The organism is Streptomyces sp. NPDC005706, assembly GCF_040631045.1.
Lineage (GTDB): Bacteria > Actinomycetota > Actinomycetes > Streptomycetales > Streptomycetaceae > Streptomyces.
In genome coordinates this window covers 194,790-210,992 of the sequence record NZ_JBEXYS010000007.1, presented here as the reverse complement: position 1 = coordinate 210,992, position 16,203 = coordinate 194,790, and the positions used below count along the sequence as shown (strand labels likewise).

The 16,203-nt window shown below is 72.0% G+C and carries 9 protein-coding genes and 1 pseudogene; 7 read left to right on the top strand and 3 right to left on the bottom strand.

Going from position 1 to position 16,203, the window contains the following annotated elements:
* The first annotated feature begins 150 nt into the window (after positions 1–150).
* The 7 genes and pseudogenes from xylB to ABZ478_RS15890 all read left to right on the top strand — a co-directional run bounded on the left by xylB (position 151) and on the right by ABZ478_RS15890 (position 8,588).
* On the top strand, positions 151–1,596 hold the full coding sequence (xylB, locus tag ABZ478_RS15920) for a xylulokinase (RefSeq protein ID WP_359549427.1): 1,446 nt from the start codon (positions 151–153) through the stop codon (positions 1,594–1,596).
* 64 nt (positions 1,597–1,660) lie between these two features.
* The gene (locus tag ABZ478_RS15915; protein ID WP_359549424.1) at positions 1,661–2,884 is read left to right on the top strand and encodes an ROK family transcriptional regulator; all 1,224 of its coding nucleotides are present in this window, start codon (positions 1,661–1,663) and stop codon (positions 2,882–2,884) included.
* A 419-nt stretch (positions 2,885–3,303) separates the two neighbouring features.
* Positions 3,304–3,480: pseudogene (locus tag ABZ478_RS15910) on the top strand (acetamidase); the annotation flags it as partial.
* Between the two features lie 112 nt (positions 3,481–3,592).
* The gene (locus ABZ478_RS15905) at positions 3,593–4,195 is read left to right on the top strand and encodes an N-acetylmuramoyl-L-alanine amidase (RefSeq protein ID WP_359549422.1); all 603 of its coding nucleotides are present in this window, start codon (positions 3,593–3,595) and stop codon (positions 4,193–4,195) included.
* 79 nt (positions 4,196–4,274) lie between these two features.
* The gene (locus ABZ478_RS15900; RefSeq protein ID WP_359549419.1) at positions 4,275–5,597 is read left to right on the top strand and encodes a GAF domain-containing protein; all 1,323 of its coding nucleotides are present in this window, start codon (positions 4,275–4,277) and stop codon (positions 5,595–5,597) included.
* Between the two features lie 56 nt (positions 5,598–5,653).
* On the top strand, positions 5,654–7,177 hold the full coding sequence (adh, locus tag ABZ478_RS15895) for an aldehyde dehydrogenase (protein WP_359549417.1): 1,524 nt from the start codon (positions 5,654–5,656) through the stop codon (positions 7,175–7,177).
* A 190-nt stretch (positions 7,178–7,367) separates the two neighbouring features.
* The gene (locus ABZ478_RS15890) at positions 7,368–8,588 is read left to right on the top strand and encodes a metallophosphoesterase (RefSeq protein ID WP_359549415.1); all 1,221 of its coding nucleotides are present in this window, start codon (positions 7,368–7,370) and stop codon (positions 8,586–8,588) included.
* A gap of 180 nt (positions 8,589–8,768) precedes the next feature.
* Here ABZ478_RS15890 and ABZ478_RS15885 read toward each other — a convergent pair whose 3' ends face one another.
* The 3 genes from ABZ478_RS15885 to ABZ478_RS15875 form a co-directional block, all read right to left on the bottom strand.
* Positions 8,769–10,646: an ABC transporter ATP-binding protein gene (locus ABZ478_RS15885; protein WP_359549413.1), complete on the bottom strand. Its 1,878-nt coding sequence runs from the start codon at positions 10,644–10,646 to the stop codon at positions 8,769–8,771.
* 114 nt (positions 10,647–10,760) lie between these two features.
* On the bottom strand, positions 10,761–11,207 hold the full coding sequence (locus ABZ478_RS15880; protein ID WP_359549411.1) for a hypothetical protein: 447 nt from the start codon (positions 11,205–11,207) through the stop codon (positions 10,761–10,763).
* Positions 11,208–11,247: 40 nt separating this feature from the next.
* Entirely contained in the window at positions 11,248–16,203 is a 4,956-nt protein-coding gene (locus tag ABZ478_RS15875; protein WP_359549409.1) for a peptidoglycan-binding domain-containing protein, read from the bottom strand.

Genomic DNA, 16,203 nt, shown 5'->3' with positions numbered 1-16,203 from the left:
CATGGCCGTTTACAAATTAGTATGCGCACGCACCTCTGGGAAGAGACAAGGTGTGTCCTCGACGGCGGGGAATCCATTCCACCGCCGCCGCGGACGGATGTCCTGCCGGTCACAGCACACCCGCGGAGCCGCGGAAAGAGGGAGAGCCCGATGTCAGCAGCCGAGGGTCCGCTCGTGGTGGGCGTGGACACCTCCACCCAGTCCACGAAGGCACTGGTCGTCGACTCGGCCACCGGCGAGGTGGTGGCGAGCGGCCAGGCGCCGCACACCGTGTCCTCGGGGGTGGGCCGGGAGAGTGATCCGCGCCAGTGGTGGGAAGCGCTTCGTGAGGCGCTGCGCCAGTGCGGCGAGCCGGCGCACGAGGCCGCCGCGGTGTCGATCGGCGGCCAGCAGCACGGCCTGGTGACGCTGGACGAGCGGGGCGAACCGGTGCGCCCCGCACTGCTGTGGAACGACGTCCGCTCGGCGCCGCAGGCCCGCCGGCTCGTGGAGGAGCTGGGCGGTCCGAAGGCGTGGGCGGAGCGGACCGGCAGTGTGCCCGGGGCGTCGTTCACGGTGACGAAGTGGGCCTGGCTGGCCGAGCACGAGCCGGAGGCCGTCCGCGCCACCAGGGCGGTACGGCTCCCCCACGACTACCTCACCGAGCGGCTCACCGGACAGGGCACGACCGACCGCGGCGACGCGTCCGGCACGGGCTGGTGGGCCGCCGGCACGGAGGCGTACGACGAGGAGACGCTGGCCCACGTGGGGCTGGACCCCGCGCTGCTGCCCCGGGTGGTGCGGCCCGGCGAGGTGGCAGGCACCGTGCGCGACGGCCACGACCTGCCGTTCTCCAAGGGCACTCTGGTGGCACCGGGCACCGGTGACAACGCCGCCGCCGCGCTGGGTCTCGGGCTCAGGCCGGGCACGCCGGTGCTGAGCCTCGGCACGTCGGGCACCGTGTACGCGGTGGCCCGGCGTCGTCCCGCCGATCCGACGGGAACGGTGGCCGGATTCGCGGACGCGCACGGGGACTGGCTGCCGCTGGCGTGCACGCTGAACTGCACCCTCGCCGTGGACCGGGTCGCGGCACTGCTGGGCCTGGACCGCGAGGCCGTGGAGGCCGGCACCTCCGTCACCCTGCTGCCGTACCTGGACGGCGAACGCACCCCGAACCTCCCCCACGCCTCCGGCCTGCTGCACGGACTGCGTCACGACACGACCGCCGGTCAGTTGCTGCAGGCGGCCTACGACGGCGCGGTACACGCCCTGCTCGGCGCGCTCGAACTGGTCCTGGACGAGGACGCGGACCGCAGTACTCCGCTGCTGCTGATCGGCGGCGGAGCCCGGGGCACCGCCTGGCAGCAGACGGTACGACGGCTGTCGGGACGGCCGGTCCGGATTCCCCGGGCCGGGGAACTGGTCGCCCTGGGGGCCGCCGCACAGGCCGCCGGCCTGCTGACCGGTGAGGATCCGGGCGCGGTGGCACGCCGTTGGGACACGGCTGCGGGCCCGGTGCTGGAGGCCGTGGAGCGGGACGAGGCGACACTGGCGCGGATCAGCGGGGTACTCTCCGACGCGGCCCCGCTGCTGGAGCGGGGGACGGAATCGCACTGAACCCGGGCCCGGCCCCGGGGCGCGGGACCGGACCGGCCGCAGACACCGAGGATCGACGAAGGGCATGACCGCACCACTGCACGAAGGCCGCTCGCGCGGTCCCGGACGCTCCCTGCCGGACACCCAGCAGGGTATGCGCCGGCGCAACCTCGCCCGGGTGATGCACGCCGTCAGCGCGGCGGGCCCACTGTCCCGGGCGGCGGTCGCCTCGCGCATCGGTCTGACGCGGGCGGCGGTGTCGACCCTCGTGGACGAGCTGATCCGCTGGGGGCTGCTGGAGGAACTGGGCCCGGAGCGGCCGGGCCGGGTGGGCCGCCCGGGTTCGGCTCTCGCGGTGAGCGGACGCGGACCGGCCGGCATCGGGGCGGAGATCGGCGTCGATCACCTCGCGGTGTGCGCGGTCGACCTGCGCGGCACCGTCCGCGCGCGTGCCGTGCGGTACGGCGCTAACCGGGGCCGGGCCCCGGTGCCCGTGCTGGAGGAGCTGACGGAGCTGGTCGGCCGGGTCCTGGCGGAGGCCGAGCGGGAAGGCCTGTGGCCCGCCGGACTCGCAGTCGCCGTACCGGGCCTCGTGGCGCGGGACGGCCGCACCGTCGTACGCGCCCCGAACCTCGACTGGCACGAGGTGGACCTCGGTTCCCTGTTGCCCGGCGGGCCGCCGCTGACCGTGGACAACGAGGCCAACTTCGGCGCCCTGGCGGAGCTGTGGCTGGGCGCCTGCGCACCGCGCGACTTCCTGCACGTGTCGGCCGAGATCGGCATCGGCGCCGCGGTGGTCGTGGACGGGCAATTGCTGCGCGGCACCCGCGGTTTCGCGGGCGAGCTGGGCCATGTGCCCGTCCACCCCGACGGCCCCGCCTGCCCGTGCGGCGGGCGCGGCTGCCTTGAGCAGTACGCCGGCGAGGAGGCGGTGCTGCGCGCGGCCGGCCTCGAGCCGCGCGAGGACCTGGCCGGGCTGCTCGCGGAGCGCGCCGAAGAGGGCGACGAGGCCGTACGCCGGGCCCTGCGGGACGCGGGTACGGCTCTGGGCACAGCCCTGACCGGGGCCGTCAATCTGCTCGACCCCGAGACGGTCGTCCTGGGCGGGGCGCTCGCCGGCCTCTCCCCCTGGCTGCTGCCCTCGCTGGAGGCGGAGTTGACGGGCCGTACGGCCGGACCGGCCTGCCCGGTGTCCGTGTCCACGCTGGGCCCCCAGGGTCCGCTGCTGGGCGCCGCCCACTACGTCGTCCGCGCGGTGCTCGACGATCCGGCGACGGTCGCGGAACGGCCCGTGGCGGAACGGGGCTGACGGGCTGACGGGCTGACGGGCTGACGGGCTGACGGGCTGACGGGCTGACGGGCTGACGGGCTGAGGCGAAACGGCCGGGCCAGGGCGCCGTTGCTGCCCGACGTCGGGCCCGGCAATCCGGGTCTGATGGATCGGTCTGACGGACCGTCCTTCGGCGAACCGGGTCCGACGGACCGTACCGGGCGGCCCGGCCTCATCCGATCGGGTGGCCGAGTTGTTCACACAACGCTCGCTGTCCACCGATCAGCGGCGCACTCTTCTGACCAACTCCCCCACGCCGTAACGTGATTCGCACGAGACACAGCCGCCGGGCCATCCCGCCGGTGCCCTCGCGGCGGTGCCTCGCGCGACAAGGAACGCACACACATCGAGTGGGGCCGGCCGGCACCCATCGGGAGAGGCACCGACACGCACGGGGAGGGGTGGACGTGGAGTGCGCGCCGAACACCGTGGTGATCGTCGGCCATCCTCAGGATGCCACCGCACCTCGGCCCCGGTTGGAGTCAGACACGCCGCCGATCTCGACCGGCTCGGCGCGTCCGCTGGAGGACGCCTTCCGGATGTCGCAGCTTGACCTGGTGCGGTGGCTGGTGCGCGGCACGCCCGCGCGTCCGCGCGAAGCCGTACGTCTCCCTCACCCCTGACTTCGCGTCAGTCACCCACGGCACGGCCCCCATCCCCCCACCCGCTCCCGAAAGGCAGCCGACGATGGACACGAACCGGCCCGGACTCCAGCTCAGCAGGCGACGGATCCTGATGGGCGCGGCACTCGCCGCTGTTCCCTCCGTGCTGCTCCCCGACGCCCGCGCGGGAGCGCAGGCGGCCGTGGACTACCCCTCCGCCGAATGGCAGCCGGCGATCTCCACCAACTACACGGCGTCGAACCGCCCCGGCAGCTACTCCGTCGACCGGGTGATCATCCACGTCACCCAGGAGACGTACAGCGACACGCTGGCGATCTTCCGCAACCCCGACAAGCAGGTGTCCGCCCACTACGTGGTCCGTTCGGCGGACGGCCATGTGGCGCAGTGCGTGCGCGAGGCGAACGTCGCCTGGCACGCGGGCAACTGGGACTACAACACGCGCAGCGTCGGCATCGAGCACGAGGGCTGGGTGGACCAGCCGGCCTACTTCACCAACGCCCTCTACGAGCAGTCCGCGAAGCTGACGGCGGCGATCTGCACCCGCTACGGCATCCCGAAGGACAGACAGCACATCATCGGCCACTACGAGGTGCCGGGCAGCAACCACTCCGATCCCGGACCGCTGTGGGACTGGGTGCGGTACATCAGGCTGGTCAATTTCGCCTAGGCGGCTGTCGGACCGGTTGTCCCCACCGACACGGCGAGTGACGATGGTGCGAAGCCGTTTCACCGTCCGGGAGGGTTAGTTGACCGATCCCTGGGTGGCCCTGGAACCGGGGGCCGATCCCGCCGAGCGCGTCCGGGCGCTGCGCCGCGCACACGAGACGTTCACCACGGCGGGCACGGTGCCACGCCCGGTGCGCTCGGTGGTGGCCGAATCCTGGCGGCGCAGCGCGCGGGCCGGTGTGGGGCCGGACGGCACGGCGAACGTGGAGCTGACCGACGGCGATCTCGGCGCCCATCGGGCCGAGCACCCGCTGGCCCGGGTGATGCCGCTGTTCCGGGAGCTGATGGGCTCGTTCGCCGCCGACGGCGAGCATCTGCTGGCGGTGTGCGACGCGCACGGCAGACTGCTGTGGGTCGAGGGGCACCCGGCGACCCGGCGCCTGGCGGACCGGATGAACTTCGTGCCGGGCGCGCTCTGGTCGGAGGCCGCGGTCGGCACCAACGCGCCGGGAACGGCCGTCACGCTGGACCGGCCGGTGCAGGTGTTCGCGGCGGAGCACTTCATACGGCGGGTGCAGCCGTGGACCTGCGCGGCCGCGCCGGTGCACGACCCGCACACCGGGCGGGTCCTCGGTGCCGTCGACATCACCGGGGGCGACGGGCTGGCGCACCCGCACAGTCTGGGCTTCGTGCAGGCGGTGGCCCGGGCCGCCGAGTCGCAGCTCGCGCTGCTGGCGCCGCCCCGACGCGCCGATGACACGGCCCTGCTCAGCGCGCTGGGCCGGGACGAGGCCGAACTCCGCCTGGGCGGACGGCGGGTCCGCCTCGGCCGCCGGCACAGCGAGATCCTCGTGCTGCTGGCCCGCCATCCCGAGGGACTGACCGGGGACGAACTGCTCTGCGCGCTGTACGAGGGCGAGGCGGTGACTCCCGTGACACTCCGTGCCGAACTGGCACGACTGCGCCGCCTGATCGGGCCGGGCCTGCTCGCTTCACGGCCGTACCGGCTGACGGTGCCGGTGGAAGCCGATGTCACCGTGGTCGAGCGACGGCTGGAGGCGGGCGCGCTGACCGGGGCGGTGGCGGCGTACACCGGTCCGCTGCTCCCGGGTTCGCAGGCCCCGGCGGTCGTACGGCTCAGGCGGCGCCTGGCCGCGGGGATGCGGTCGGCGCTGATCGCCCACCGCGACCCGGACCTGCTCGCCGGCTGGGCGCGCGCCCCGTGGGGCGAGGACGATCTGGAGGTGTGGCGGGCCCTGGCGGCGGTGCGGCCGTCGCCGCCGGTACGGGCGCGGCTCGCGGCGCTGGAGGGCGAACTTGCCCTGCCCGCGGCACCGCCCCGCCGGGTGCCCGTGCAGCCGCCGGGCCGCGGCGCAACGTACTCGCAACGTCCGCGCGCCTAGCCTCGCGCCGAGAGCTGCCCAACGGCGGGCAGCGCTTCACCGGGAGGCAGACCAGCATGACCCGTTACGCGGCGCCCGGCTCCGAGGGCGCGATCGTCTCCTATCAGGCGCGCTACGACCACTTCATCGGCGGCGAGTACGTGCCGCCGGTGCGCGGGCAGTACTTCGAGAATCCCTCGCCGGTCAACGGGCAGCCGTTCACCGAGATCGCGCGCGGCACCGCGGAGGACGTCGAGCAGGCGCTGGACGCGGCGCACGAGGCCGCTCCGGGATGGGGCCGCACCGCGGTGGCGGAGCGCTCCGACGTCCTGCTGCGGATCGCCGACCGCATGCAGGCGAACCTCGAGGCTCTCGCGGTGGCCGAGAGCTGGGAGAACGGCAAGCCGGTGCGTGAGACGCTGGCGGCGGACATCCCGCTCGCCATCGACCACTTCCGCTACTTCGCGGGCGCCATCCGCGCGCAGGAGGGCTCGCTGAGCCAGATCGACGACGACACGGTGGCGTACCACTTCCACGAACCCCTCGGCGTGGTCGCGCAGATCATCCCGTGGAACTTCCCGATCCTGATGGCCACCTGGAAGCTCGCGCCGGCGCTCGCCGCGGGCAACGCGGTCGTCCTCAAGCCGGCCGAGCAGACGCCGGCGTCCATCCACTACTGGGTGAGCCTGATCGCCGACCTGCTGCCGCCGGGCGTGCTCAACATCGTCAACGGCTTCGGCGTGGAGGCGGGCAAGCCGCTGGCCTCCAGCCCGCGGGTGGCGAAGGTGGCGTTCACCGGGGAGACCACGACCGGGCGGCTGATCATGCAGTACGCCTCGGAGAACATCAAGCCCGTCACGCTGGAGCTCGGCGGCAAGTCGCCGAACATCTTCTTCGACGACGTCTGGGCGCACGACGACGACTTCCGGGACAAGGCGCTCGAGGGCTTCACGATGTTCGCGCTCAACCAGGGAGAGGTGTGCACCTGTCCTTCCCGGGCGCTCGTCCAGCGTGGCCACTACGCCGAGTTCCTGGAGGCGGCCGTGGCCCGCACCAGGCTGATCAAGCCCGGGCACCCGCTCGACACCGACACGATGATCGGCGCACAGGCCTCCAACGACCAGCTGGAGAAGATCCTCTCCTACCTGGACATCGGCCGGCAGGAGGGCGCCAAGGTCCTCACCGGTGGCGAACGCGTCGAGTACGACGGCGAACTCAAGGGCGGCTACTACGTCCAGCCGACCATCTTCGAGGGCGACAACCGCATGCGGGTCTTCCAGGAGGAGATCTTCGGACCGGTCGTCTCGGTGACCTCCTTCGACGACTTCGGCGACGCCATCAAGATCGCGAACGACACCCTGTACGGCCTGGGCGCGGGCGTGTGGACCCGCGACGTCAACACCGCCTACCGCGCGGGCCGCGCGATCCAGGCGGGCCGCGTGTGGACGAACTGCTACCACGCCTACCCGGCGCACGCCGCGTTCGGCGGCTACAAGCAGTCCGGAATCGGCCGCGAGACGCACAGGATGATGCTGGACCACTACCAGCAGACGAAGAACATGCTGTGTTCCTACAGCCCTCAGAAACTCGGCTTCTTCTAGAGCTTCGCGCGGGTTGCCCGGAGGCGCTGGTGCCCTCCGGGCAACCCGGCACGACGACTCCGCGGCGGAGTCCCGCCATCTCGTGGAGTCCCTTCGCCCCAGGGGGCCGCTCCCGTGAACGCCGGTCCGGCCGGCCCGAAGTCGACCGGATACAGTGCGCGAGACAGCAGCCCGGTCGGGGAGGGGAAGCGTGACCGACACCAGCAACACCCGGCCCGCCGAGGGCGAAGCGCGAGCGCCGAGGCGGAGCCGACTGCACCGCCTGATGCGTTACGTCCCCCTGATCGCCCCCGTCCTGCTGTGGGCCGTGCCGTGCTGGGTGCTTCTGTACACCGGCCAGCACTCGCCGCTGCCCGTCACGCCGGCCGGCACCGCCCTGTTCGCCCTCGGCCTCGTCGGTATGCCGCTCGCGATGGTGCGCGGCCACGGCCGGCGCCAGCAGGACCGGGCGGCGATCATCGGCGTCACCCTGCTGGGCACCAGCTGGATACTGTTCACCTGGTCCGTCCTGCTCGGCGTCTTCTTGAGGCTCGCCCTGACCGTGGCCGGCGTCGGCGAGAGCCAGGACCGGGCCCGCATCGTCACCTGGGCGGTCCTCGGCGTGACCGCCGTACTGCTCGGCTGGGGGCACGCCGAGGCTCGCCGCGTGCCCCGCGTGCGCCGGCTCGACGTGGTGCTTCCGCGACTGGGCGCCGGGTTGGACGGCCTCCGCGTCGCCCTCATCACCGACACCCACTACGGCCCACTCGATCGCGCCCGCTGGTCGGCACGGGTGTGCGAGACGGTGAACACCCTGGAAGCCGACCTGGTCTGCCACACCGGCGACATCGCGGACGGCACGGCCGAACGCCGCCGTGCCCAGGCCGTCCCGCTCGGTACCGTGCGGGCGACCCGGGCCCGTGTGTACGTCACCGGCAACCACGAGTACTACAGCGAGGCCCAGGGCTGGGTCGACCTGATGGACGAACTGGGCTGGGAGCCGCTGCGCAACCGCCATCTGCTGCTCGAACGCGGCGGCGACACCCTCGTGGTCGCCGGCGTGGACGACGTCACCGCCGAGTCCTCCGGCCTCGCAGGCCACCGCGCCCACCTCGCCGGAGCCCTGAACGGCGCCGACCCCGACCTGCCCGTCCTGCTCCTGGCACACCAGCCCAAGTTCGTCGACCGGGCGGCGGCCGCCGGCATCGACCTCCAGCTCTCCGGCCACACCCACGGCGGCCAGATCTGGCCCTTCCACCACCTGGTCCGCCTCGACCAGCCCGCCCTCGCCGGCCTGAGCCACCACGGCGCCCGCACCCTCCTCTACACCAGCCGCGGCACCGGCTTCTGGGGCCCGCCGTTCCGCGTCTTCGCCCCCAGCGAGATCACCCTGCTCGTGCTCCGCTCCCCGCACGCGCCCACCTCGCCGTAGTGGACGGACGACGGCGCCGTCATCCGTCCACTCCTCACCGGCAGCCCGGTCGGGATCGTCCGGTTCGACGATCTCTCCGACCTGGGCGAGCTGCCGGTCATCGCACTCCGGCCAGCCCCGGATCCTGACGAAGACGCCCACACCGATCAGCCCCTGACCTTGCACACACGAGCCCCCGGCTCACTGCTCGCCCAGCGGACCGACGTCGACGACCGCCTGCATGCCCGGGACCGGGACCGCGGCCGGGCGCCCGGGGGCCGGCTCGGCGCTCTCGCCGAGGAAGCCGCCCGACTGGTGCTGCCACAGCTTGGCGTAGGCACCGTTCACCGCGAGCAGTTCCTCGTGGGTGCCCTGCTCGACGACGCTTCCGCGGTCGAGGACGACGAGACGGTCCATGCCGGCGACGGTGCTCAGACGGTGGGCGACCACGAGGGCCGTACGTACGTCCATCAACCGCCACAGGGCGTCCTGGACGAGGAGTTCGCTCTCCGAGTCCAGCGCGCTGGTCGCCTCGTCGAGCAGCAGGATCGGGGCGTCGCGCAGGATGGCCCTGGCGAGGGCGACGCGCTGGCGCTGACCACCCGAGAGTTTCACCCCCCGCTCCCCCACCAGGGTGCCGAAGCCGTCGGGGAGCTGGTCGGCGAACTCCGTGACGTGCGCGGCCGCGGCCGCGGCGTGGATCTCCTCGTCGGTGGCACCGGGCCGGGCGAAGGCGATGTTGTCCCGCAGGCTGCGGTGGAACATGGCGGGTTCCTGCGGGACGTAGGCGATCAGCGAGCGCAGGTCGGTCTGGCGCAGCCGGCTGATGTCCTGACCACCGATCAGGATGCGTCCCTCGTCGATGTCCGACATCCGCAGCAGGAGCCGGGTGAGTGTGGTCTTGCCGCCGCCGGACCTGCCGACCAGACCGATGCGTGCGCCTGCCGGCACGTCCAGGTCGAGCCCCTGGAAGATGGGCTTCGCGCCCGTGTGGGCGAAAGTCACCGCTTCGAAGCGGACGCCCGCGTCCCTCGGGGCGAGCGGTTCGGGTTCCGTCAGGTCGAGCACGGTGGGCGGATCCAGCAGCAGCTCCGTGAACTGCGCGGCCTCGGTCATCGAGCTTTCCAGACGCCGGTAGATCTGGTTGAACTCGAACATGATCTGGGTCGCGTTGGAGTAGTAGGTGAAAGCGACGACGACCTCCTCCACTCCCTGACCCGGGCCACCGAAGGCAACGGCGATCAACAGGCCCAGCACGTTGGTCAGCACGGACAGAGGGGCGATCAGGGTGTCGACGCGCAGATTGCCGTAGTCCCACGACCTCAGCGTCAGGCGCCGGGAGTCCGCGACACGGCTGCGGTGCTCGGCGGCCTCCCGCCGCTCGGCCGCGAACGCGCGGATGGTCTCCATGTTCATGAGGCTGTCGGCGACGTGCCCGGAGACCCGGGCGATCGCCGCCTCACGGTCGTTGACGAGCCGCTGCCGGCGACGGATCAGAGGCGTCGCGGCCACCACGGTCGACGCGATCATCGCCAGGAGTCCGACGACGAGCATCGGTTCGTAGCTCCAGAGAACCACGGCACCGAACACCAGGGGGACGAGACTGCCCACGATCCGGTACGTCACCGTGTCGACGAAGTCCTCGAAGCGCTTGCCGAAACTCAGCACCCGCTTGGTCAGGGAGCCGGCGAAGTTGTCGTGGAAGAACGCCGCGTCCTTGGCGAGGAGTTCGTCCATACCGGTCACGTACAGGTGTTCCATCCCCAGGGCGTCCACGCGGTTCAGGCAGTGCTGCCCGACCCGCCACACGGCCTCGGCGAGCAACAGCGTCACCCCGAAGCCCAGCACGTACGGCAGCGCCGAGCCGAGGGTGAGACCGCTGCCGTCGGCGGCCTGCCCGGCCAGTTTGGCGATCAGCAGGGGGGCGACGTAGCGAATGCCGATGTTGCCCACGGCCGGCAGCAGCAGTGCGGGCAGGGCCAGCCGTCGCAGTCGCAGCAGTTCCCGGCCGTAGCGGCGCAGTGCCAGAACGACCGCGCCCCTGCCCGGCGTCGGCCCTCGCGTATCTGTTGTCCCCATCACACTCCCGGAGATTCGGAGAAGTCGGAAGTGTCCCGTCAGGGGACGATCTCAGTCCAGGCATTTAACGCGGAACGGCGAGAACCGGACACCGCCGCGGTCGTGGCTCGGTGCTCACTCCCCCGGGGAGAGGACCGCGTAGGTGACCTGAGTGCCGTCGTCCAGCCTCGTGCGGATGAACTGCTCGTTCAACGTGGGGGTCGAGGTCAGCAGCGAGATGAGCACTCCGACCGGTGCCGCCAGGAATCTGATGACGCCTCCGGCCGCGGTCTCGGCGAACAGTTGCTCCAGACGCGCGAGCGATGCCTCGGTGAGCAGTTCGGCGATGAAGTCGTCCACCTCCCCCGAGCTTTCGGGAGGACCGTTGTAGATCGTCACGTAGTAGCCGCTGCCCTGGAGCGGGCTGACACTGATCGTGGCGTCGTCGCGGACCGGGTTACCGGCGGGCGCTTCCCTCGGTATCGGAATCAGCGTTCCGTCCGGGTCGGGGGCCGCCTCGAACCGGTCGGTGGCGTCGGTCTGCGGACTGGGCAGTGTGTCCTGCAGTGTTTCGTCGGGCATGGCGGTCTCCTCCTCGGTTCGCAGTACCTGCTCATGGGACTCAGCGGTGGCGGAAGCCGCCGCCGGAACCACGCCGGCCGTGACCGTCGTGGTCGTCATGGTCGTCGTCCGACCGGTCATGTCGGCCACGCCCGTCATCGTCGCCGTGGTCGTCGCGATCGCCGTCGTGGCCGTCGCGATCGCCGTCGTGGCCGCCGTGGCCGTCGTCCAGGGGTGGGAGGTCGACGGTGTCGCAGTAGATCACCGGCCCGGCGGGTGTGGGCGGGGTGGGGCCGTCGGGCGGGATGCCCTCGGTCTCCATCACCAGCAGGCGCAGCGGGACCCCGCGTCGTACGGGCGGCACCTCGATGTGGCCCGTGTAGGTCGGCCTGTCGGACGACTCCGCCTCGGCCGAGCGGAGCGGGGTGGCGGTGCCGTCGAGGGTCACCCACCCGAGATCCTGGTCGCTGATGACGTCGTGCCGGCGCTGCAGGGTGGCGGTGATCTGCGGTCGCGGGGAATTGGTCGGGTTCCAGGAAGGGCCGGTGAGGGTGACGGTGAGCGGCGGGCCGGGCCGGACCGTGAGTTCCCGGTCGGGCAGGGTGCGGACCAGGTCGGCGAGGACGACCGATGAGATCGCGGCGCCGTCGATCGAGTGGGGCTGGTACCGGACCAGGGCGAGGCGGACGAAGGGGAGACAGGTGTCCCCGGTGTCCAGGTCCAGGTCGAAGAACCAGCGGCCGTTCCCCTCGTTCTTGCCGTCCTTGTCCGTCTTGTCGCTGTCCTTCTTGTCGTTCGTCTCGTCCCTGCCCTCCGCGTCGAACTGCGGGACGAAGCCCAGGACCGTCGCACGGAGGAGGTCGGGGGGCGGCTCCAGGACGACCGGCTTGGGCTCCCCCACCGCGTTGGTGAACATCTCCGGGGTCGGGGCCACGACCGGTGCGGAACTGTGGAGGGGATCACGGCCCATCAGGCTGACCTTGGCGTCGCGCAGGGACTCCGGGTCGCCGCCGGGCGGTTCGCCGATGACCACGCCGAGCAGTTCGCCGTCTCCGGAGGACCACCAGGGGCGGGCCACGTACACACGTATGCCTCCGCCGCGCCGGCGCCGGACGATGACGCCGGGCGTCCCGTGGTCCTGCTCCAGGGAGAGCGTGGGAACGCAGTACAGGACCCGCGGAGCCATGGGCTCCGCGCTGCTGAGCACCGGGTGCTCCTGCGCGGTGCCCGGTACGGTCAGCTCGCTCGCGCCGGGCCCGGCGAAGTCCGGCGGGAAGCAGTCGCCGAACCGGCTGCCTGCCAGCGGGTGATAGCGCACCATGCGGTACTTGGTGTCGCCGAACTCGTGTTTCCCGATGAGGGGCGTGGCTTCCTTCATCCCCTGCTTCGCGGCCTGTTCCGCGGCCTCGCGCTCGGCCGCCTCAGTGTCGAAGGCGAGGACGCCGTTCTTGAGGACGGCGGATTTCCTGCCCGCGGCATCGTCCTGACCCGCAACACCGCCCTGACCAGCAGGACCGTCCCGACCGGCAGCACCGCCCTGACCAGCAGCACCGTCCCGACCGGCAGCACCGCCCTGACCAGCAGCACCGTCCCGACCGGCAGCACCGCCCTGACCAGCAGCACCGTCCCGACCGGCAGCACCGTCCTGACCAGCAGCACCGTCCTGACCAGCAGGGCCGTCCGGGCCGACTCTCGCCGTCAGAACCCCGAACACCGGCGCGGTCATGACCTGGGTGGCACGTCCGTCGGGGCCCGCGTCCGTCACCTCGGTCCACTCCGCGACCAGATCGATCCGGCCCGTGCTGCCCTCGTCCAGCGCGATGGTGCCGGCCAGATGCTCCGCCGTCGCCTTCGCGGGGCGTGGGGTCGTGGGCGGGAACACGTCGAGGAGGGGCGTCCTCAGGGGTTTCTCGACCGCGTGGACGAGAGTCAGCTCGTGCCAGGGAGTGAACATCCAGTGGCGGCCTGCCGCGGCCAGTTCCAGCGCGCGGTCCGCCTTCCGCGACTCCACCGCTCTCGACGCCTCGGCCTGCTCGTGCGACTGCGGCGCGATTCCCGGCGCTGCCGGGGTCGTCGCCTCACGGCACCAGGAAGCCATGCCCATGAGGTTCTCGTCGAAGTCGATGCCGGAGCACACGCGGACGGTGGCCACGGCCCCCTTGGGCAGCGACACGGTCAGCACCCGGGACGCCTCGTCGAAACGGGACGGCGCGGTTCCCTCGACGAGCCGCAGCCGGAAGGATTTCGGGCGGTGCCAGACATCGCCGTCCCAGGGGACGAGGAACGGCTCACCGGCCGGCGCTCCCGGCAGGCCGAAGAGGGCGGCCGCCCGGGCCAGCGGATCGGGCAGACCGCACATGTCGACTTTCTCACCCGTGTGCAGCGCGATCACCGCCGGGTGCTCGGGGTCGGCCGCCGGTGAGTCGACCGGCTCCAGCCGTACGTCCGGACCGGGGTCGTCCAGGGAATCGCTCTCGCGTACGGCCAGTTCGTAGACCGCGTTCTGCACGGAGGGATCGGTGGAGCCGATGGCCTCGTCCAGCAGCGCGTGCCGTTCCACGAACTGCAGCGCCACTTTCGGTGCCACCAGGTGGCGTTCGTCGACGCCCTGGTAGGGGCGGTGTCCCTTTTCCACGACGAGCGGCGAGCGGTTGAACGTCTCGGCGTACTGCTCCGCCGTGCTGGCGGTGTCGGGGGGTGGCCGCGAGCCGGGGCCGCAGTCGACGGTGAAGCCGCCCTTGCGGCCCAGCTCGGTGAGAGTCTCGCAGCCGGGTGCGCCGTCCGCGGCGCTCCCGGAGAAACCCTGCTTGCGTTGCTCCGCGGCGTAGACGGCTCTCGTCTGCTCCCCGAAGAAGCCGTCCGCGCCGCCCGGGACGTCGTAGCCCAGGGCCATGAGTGCTTTCTGTACGACTTCGATGTCGGGGTTGGTCAGGCCGGGCTTGACGTTGGCGAGGGAGATCCTCGTCCCGCTCCCGGCCGGGCCGGGCGGAGCGGCCAGTGGCGGCCGGTCACCCGGGCTGCTGCGGATGACCATCCGGAAGGCGGAGGCGCCCTCGGTGAGTGGCAGTCTCGGTACCACCGCCGGCGCCGCCACGGCCTCGAACCGCTGGAAGACCAGCGGCCGACCGGGGATCGCCACGCCGGGCAGGTGCATCAGGGCATTGGCCTGTTCGAGGTCGAGGCCGTGGCCGGCCAGATCGACGGTACGCAGCCGCACCCGGTATCCGTGGCGGTACCGCAGTGCCGGCAGTGAACCGCGCCCCGCCTTGACCGTGATCTCCAGCGGCACTCCGGGCGGCGCCTCGTTCCCGAGTGGCACCGGAGGGTTGGGGGGCTCGTGGCTGCCGGGATCGCCCTCGCCGGTGCCCAGCACGAGGCCCGGGAAGGGAGCGGACAGGGACCATCCTCGCCAGACCGCCAGCGGTTCGGGTACGTGCAGCGCGGAAGCGTCCGGCAGTGAGACCGCGTGGGTCTGGAAGAAGCCTTCGTCCGAGGCCGTCAGCAGCAGCGGCCCGCCCCGGGGCTTGCGGTACTCCACGTCGCGCGCGTGCAGCGAGAACCAGGCGTTCCGCTGCTCGTCCCAGATGTCCATCCGGTGGCCGCGGACCAGGTCCCGGGCGGAGAGCACGGGCGGGCGAGGGGGCGACTGGTCCTGGCCGGCAGGGGGGTTGTCCAGGTTCCGGGGCGCCTGCCCTTCCTGCTTCCTCTGGTACTCGACCAGCCGGTCGAAGTCGCCGTTGTGAGTTCGGGCCTTCTCCAACTCCGGCTGCAAACAGGCCATGCGCCCGTTCCAAACCAGCGAGATACCGGGGTTGCGCACCGGGGACAGTCCCGTGGCGTCCTCGGGCATTCCCACCATGTTCAGCGCGGCACCGTCGACGTCCGCCTGCTCGACGGAGAAGTCCGCCGAGAATTCCTCCAGGCCACGGGCTGGTGCTGCCAGAGCCGCAGACGTGCCGTCGGCAGGCGTGCCGGCGGCAGGTATGTCGTCGGCAGGCATGCCGTCGGCAGACGGGGGCTTGGTGGGAGGTGGCTGCGCGGCGAGGAAGATGCGGCGGCCGGGGGTGGCCGGGTCCGGAGAGAGGGGGTCGACACCGAAGTAGTAGCGGGTGAGGCAGGCGACGTCGTGCGACGGAACGCCCTGTGCCGGTTTCCAGCCCGGGATGACGGTCAGGAAGCGTTCGCCCATGGCAGGCGTGGAAAGGGGGAGCCCGGACGGAGGGAGCGCCGGCACTTCGAAGGTCAGTATCAGCCCAAGGTGCTGGAGCAGTACGGGGTGGTCGCCGAGTGAACCGAGGATCGAGTGGAAGTCGGGAGGCGGCGGTGGCGGGAGTGGCGGGAGTGGCTTCTTCCTGCCGGCCGCGGGTGGTTCAGCGGCCGGAGGCTCCGCGGCGATCGCTGCCCCCGACCCGGCCGACGACCCGCCGGCCGCGGGCCCGGCGGCTTTCGAGGGGAGGTAGAACTCCCGCAGCGCCGCCAGCTCCGGGGGAACCGCGTCCATGTCGGCGGCGCCACCCTCGCCCTCGCGGCGGAGCTTCGTCTGGGAGCCGGCGAGGACCGGGGACTGTGAGCGCAGCAGTGCCTTTGTCGGGGGCGGCGCCTCGGAGTGGTCCTTCGCCGCCGTGGCGTAGACGGCCTTCGTGTACGTGCGGACCTCTTGAGACGAGTAGCTGGTCAACTTCCGCTCGGGCGGAGCGGGGTAGGCCTCCAGCCGGGTGTTGGCATCGAAAAGGCTTGTCCACAGGCTTGTGTTCGGTTCGGGGATCTGCGGCTGGAGCGGATCGGTGAAGGGCACGGGCGGCGCCCCGGGGACGCTGGTGGTGGCGAAGGTGAAGGTGGCCGCCTTGACCGTCCGCGGCCAGTCGTGGAAGTCGGTGAAATCGCGCAGCGTCGGCTTCGGATCGTCGGAGGACGGGTACAGCCGAGGCGTCACGAACACCGACAGCCGTGCCCGGGTGCCGTCCTCCGAGAGCCCGGCCGGCAGGACCGTCCAGTTGACGCGCTGTTCGAGGGGCAT